The 3,817-nt window shown below is 74.4% G+C and carries 4 protein-coding genes; 2 read left to right on the top strand and 2 right to left on the bottom strand.

Annotated features, from left to right (window positions below; all coding sequences use genetic code 11):
• Nucleotides 1-170 precede the first annotated feature (170 nt).
• A complete protein-coding gene (locus AOK23_RS42295) occupies nt 171-1,205 on the bottom strand; it encodes a GlxA family transcriptional regulator (RefSeq protein ID WP_055717694.1) in 1,035 nt (344 codons plus the stop codon).
• 71 nt (nt 1,206-1,276) lie between these two features.
• Here AOK23_RS42295 and AOK23_RS42290 point away from each other — a divergent pair, with 71 nt between their 5' ends.
• Nucleotides 1,277-2,632: an MFS transporter gene (locus AOK23_RS42290; protein WP_055717693.1), complete on the top strand. Its 1,356-nt coding sequence runs from the start codon at nt 1,277-1,279 to the stop codon at nt 2,630-2,632.
• A 113-nt stretch (nt 2,633-2,745) separates the two neighbouring features.
• On the top strand, nt 2,746-3,282 hold the full coding sequence (locus AOK23_RS42285) for a hypothetical protein (protein WP_055717695.1): 537 nt from the start codon (nt 2,746-2,748) through the stop codon (nt 3,280-3,282).
• A 68-nt stretch (nt 3,283-3,350) separates the two neighbouring features.
• On the opposite strand, the gene AOK23_RS42280 is transcribed toward AOK23_RS42285, so the two are convergent.
• A partial coding sequence (locus AOK23_RS42280) for a flavin reductase family protein (protein WP_169800392.1) occupies nt 3,351-3,817 on the bottom strand: 467 nt, incomplete at its 5' end.

Below are 3,817 nucleotides of genomic sequence, written 5' to 3'. Positions count from 1 at the left end.
TCCTCACCCGACCCCGTCGAGCAGCAGCTTCGCGGCCACCGCCGCCGCGGTCCGCGCCGACGGGGCGGCGGTGGCCGCGAGGCTGCTGCTCGACGGGGTCGGGTGAGGACCTGACCGCGGCGCCGGCGGGGCCGGGTGACGGCGGACGGGTGCCGCCGCCGGAGCCGCGGTCAGGGCTGTCGCTGAGGGGCCGGTGTCGCTCCGCCCGAGCGGAACGTGCGCCGGTACGCCGTCGGGGTCACCCCCAGGGCGCCCTGGAGGTGCTGGCGCATCGACTGGGCGGTGCCGAACCCCGCGTCGCGGGCGATCTGGTCGATGGACAGGTCGGTGGACTCCAGGAGGTGGCGGGCCCGTTCGACGCGCTGCCGGGTCAGCCACTGGCCGGGGCTGACCCCGACCTCCTCACGGAAGCGGCGTGTGAACGTACGCACCGACAGGGACTCCTGCCGGGCCAGGTCGCGCAGCTGGATCGGCTCGTGGAGACGGGCGAGGGCCCAGGCGCGGGCGGCGGTCGTCCCGGCGGCCTGCGGCTGGGGCACGGGCCGCTGGATGTACTGGGCCTGACCGCCGTCCCGGTGCGGCGGCACCACCGTGCGGCGGGCCACGTCGTTGGCGACGGCGGTGCCGTGGTCGCGCCGGACGAGGTGCAGGCACAGGTCGATGCCGGCGGCGACGCCCGCCGAGGTGAGGACGTCGCCGTCGTCGACGAACAGCACGTCGGCGTCCACCCTCACCTTCGGGAACAGCCGCTGGAAGTGCTCGGCGTGGGCCCAGTGCGTCGTCGCCGGGCGGCCGTCGAGGAAGCCGGCGGCGGCCAGGACGTAGCCGCCGGTGCAGATGGAGACGAGCCGGGTGCGGGGGCGGATGTGGGCGAGGGCGGCGGCCAGTTCCGGGGTGAGGACGCCGTCCTCGTAGACCGGGCCCAGCTCGTGCGAGGCGGGCACCACCACCGTGTCCGCGGTCGCGAGGGCCTCCGGCCCGTTCGCGATGAGGACGGCGAAGTCGGCATCCGTGTCCACCGGGCCCGGCGGCCGGATCGAGCAGGTGACGATGTCGTACAGGCGGCGGCCGTCCGGGCCCCGCGCCATGCCGAAGATGCGCTGCGGGATCCCCAGCTCGAACGGCAGCAGCCCGTCCAGGGCAAGCACGACGACACGGTGCCGGGCACCGGGCCCGGTGGGCTTGCGGGGTGGCTCCGGGGTCATGGCCCGATCCTAACGAATGCTGTCCTTCGGGCCGCTCGTTCTGGAAGATCGCAGGTCCGAAGCTTGTCGGCATGACGCAGAGAGCCGACGACGCACCCGCGCTCGCCCGCACCACCACCGATCAGCAGCCCCACGAGTCCCGCCCCGCGAAGTCCTCCCGAGTGCACCGCGCATGGTTCGTCGCGGCCGTCACCTTCGTGACGATCATCGGCGCGGCGGCCTTCCGCTCCCTGCCGGGTCTGCTGATCGACCCGCTGCACGACGAGTTCCACTGGTCCCGTGGCACGATCGCGTCCGCCGTGTCGATCAACCTGGCGCTGTACGGGCTGACGGCGCCGTTCGCCGCCGCGCTGATGGACCGCTTCGGTATCCGCAGGGTGGTCGCGGTGGCCCTCACGGTGATCGCGGTCGGCGCCGGCTCGACGGTGTGGATGACCTCGGCCTGGCAGCTGATGCTCTGCTGGGGACTGCTCGTGGGGCTCGGCTCCGGCTCGATGGCGCTGGCGTTCGCGGCGACGGTCACCAACCGCTGGTTCACCGAGCGGCGTGGCCTGGTCTCGGGCATCCTGACGGCCGCCTCGGCCTCCGGGCAGCTGATCTTCCTGCCGCTGCTGTCCTGGATCGTCGCGGAACACGACTGGCGGCCCGCCGCCGTCACCGTGGCCCTCGCCGCCCTGGCCGTCGTCCCCTTCGTCTGGCTGCTGCTGCGCGACCATCCGGCGGACGTGGGGCTGAAGCCGTACGGGGCGACGGAGTTCGTGCCCAAGCCGGCGCCCGTGCCGGGGGCGGCGCGCAGGACGATCCGGGTCCTCCTCTCGGCGGTGCGGACCGGGCCGTTCTGGCTGCTCGCCGGCACCTTCGCGATCTGCGGGGCCTCCACGAACGGCCTCATCCAGACCCACTTCGTGCCCGCCGCCCACGACCACGGCATGCCCATCACCGCGGCGGCCTCCCTGCTGGCCGTCATCGGCGTCTTCGACGTCGTCGGCACGATCGCCTCGGGCTGGCTCACGGACCGCTACGAGCCGCGGCGGCTGCTGGCCGTGTACTACGCGTTCCGCGGCCTCTCCCTCCTCTTCCTGCCGTATCTGCTGGCCCCCTCCGTGCATCTCCCGATGATCTTCTTCATCGTCTTCTACGGCCTCGACTGGGTCGCCACCGTCCCGCCCACCATGGCCCTGTGCCGTGAGCACTACGGCGACGACAGCGCCATCGTCTTCGGCTGGGTCCTCGCCTCCCACCAGGTCGGCGCCGCCCTCGTCGCCTTCCTCGGCGGCCTCGCCCGCGACACCTTCGGCGAGTACGACGTCGTCTGGTACGCCTCCGGCGCGCTGTGCGCGGTGGCGGCGCTGATGGCGCTGGTGATCCGCCGCCGCCGGCCCACCGTGCCCTCGGGCAGCGGGACGGTCGCGGTGGCCGGGGCCTGACGTACGGCGGTTCCGGGGCGGAACCCGCCCTGCGGCGGTTCCCGGGTGGGGCGGGCGCAACCGTTTCGGGGCGGGCACACTCCCTTTAGGCGGGGAGGGTGCTGGTGATGTCCATGGCGAAGGCAGAGACGACGGGCGAGGGCGTGGCCCGCGGGAGCGCCGAACCGTCGGCGGTGTCCATGGCCGTGCTCGGGGTCGAGGGCGCGCTGGTGTGCGCCGCGCTGTTCGTGGCCGCGCTCGCGGCTCAGGCGGGCCCCGGCGGCGGGGAGCCCTTCGCGGCCCTCGCGGTCGTTCCGCTGATGCTCGTGCTGATCCTGTTCGCCGGTGGCGTGCTGACCGCCGCGTACGTCGTCCCGGCGGTGCGCCTCGCCCACTGGACCGCGCGGCAGCTGACCGGCCGCACCGCCTGGTGGTGGATCCCGCCCGCCTGCACCCTGTGGGTCCTCCCTGCCCTGGCCGTCCCCGCCTGGCACCTCGCGGGACTCGGGCTCTACGCCGTGGCCCTGCCCCCGGCCCTGGCGGTGCACGTCACCGTCGTACGGGCCCGGGCGGGCCGGCCGGTACAGCCCTGCGCGGCGATCCTCTCGTGGGGCGCGCTGGCCGCCGGGTGCGTGGTGATCGGCGGCGGGGCGGTCGTGGCGGTGGGGTGAGGCCGGGGTGGCTCAGCCGGTCGTGAAGTCGCGGGGTGGCTCAGCCGGTTGTGAAGCCGCAGGGTGTTTCACCCTGCCGTGAAGCCGCCGAAGCGGCCCCGGTGGAACAGAAGGGGCGCGCTCGCCGCGTCGGGCGTGCCCAGCGCCTCCACCCGGCCCACCACGATCAGATGGTCCCCTCCGGGGTGCACGGCGTGGATCGCGCAGTCGATCCAGGCGGCGGCGCCGGCGAGGCGGGGCGAGCCGGTGACGGGGGCCGGGTCGTGGGCGACACCGGCGAACTTGTCCGAGCCGCTCACCGCGAAGCGTCGGCACAACTCGCCCTGATCCGCGCCGAGTACGTTCACGCAGAAGACGCCAGCGCGGGCGATCCGGGGCCAGGTCGTCGACGTACGGCCGACCATGAAGACGACGAGGGGCGGGTCGAGCGAGAGCGAGGAGAAGGACTGGCAGGCGAATCCGGCGGGGCGGGGCTCCCCAGAGTCGTCGGCGCCGGGGTCGAGGATTCGGGTCGGGCGTTGCCCGGGGCCGGGGT

The sequence above is a fragment of the Streptomyces torulosus genome, from assembly GCF_001419765.1.
GTDB lineage: Bacteria > Actinomycetota > Actinomycetes > Streptomycetales > Streptomycetaceae > Streptomyces > Streptomyces torulosus.
This window is presented reverse-complemented; position numbering and strand designations above follow the sequence as displayed.

What these genes read in the sequence shown, in the direction of transcription:
- AOK23_RS42285 (WP_055717695.1), top strand. Translation starts at nt 2,746, where the DNA reads ATGGCGAAGGCAGAGACGACGGGCGAGGGCGTGGCCCGCGGGAGCGCC.
- AOK23_RS42290 (WP_055717693.1), top strand. Translation starts at nt 1,277, where the DNA reads ATGACGCAGAGAGCCGACGACGCACCCGCGCTCGCCCGCACCACCACC.
- AOK23_RS42295 (WP_055717694.1), bottom strand. Translation starts at nt 1,205, where the DNA reads ATGACCCCGGAGCCACCCCGCAAGCCCACCGGGCCCGGTGCCCGGCAC.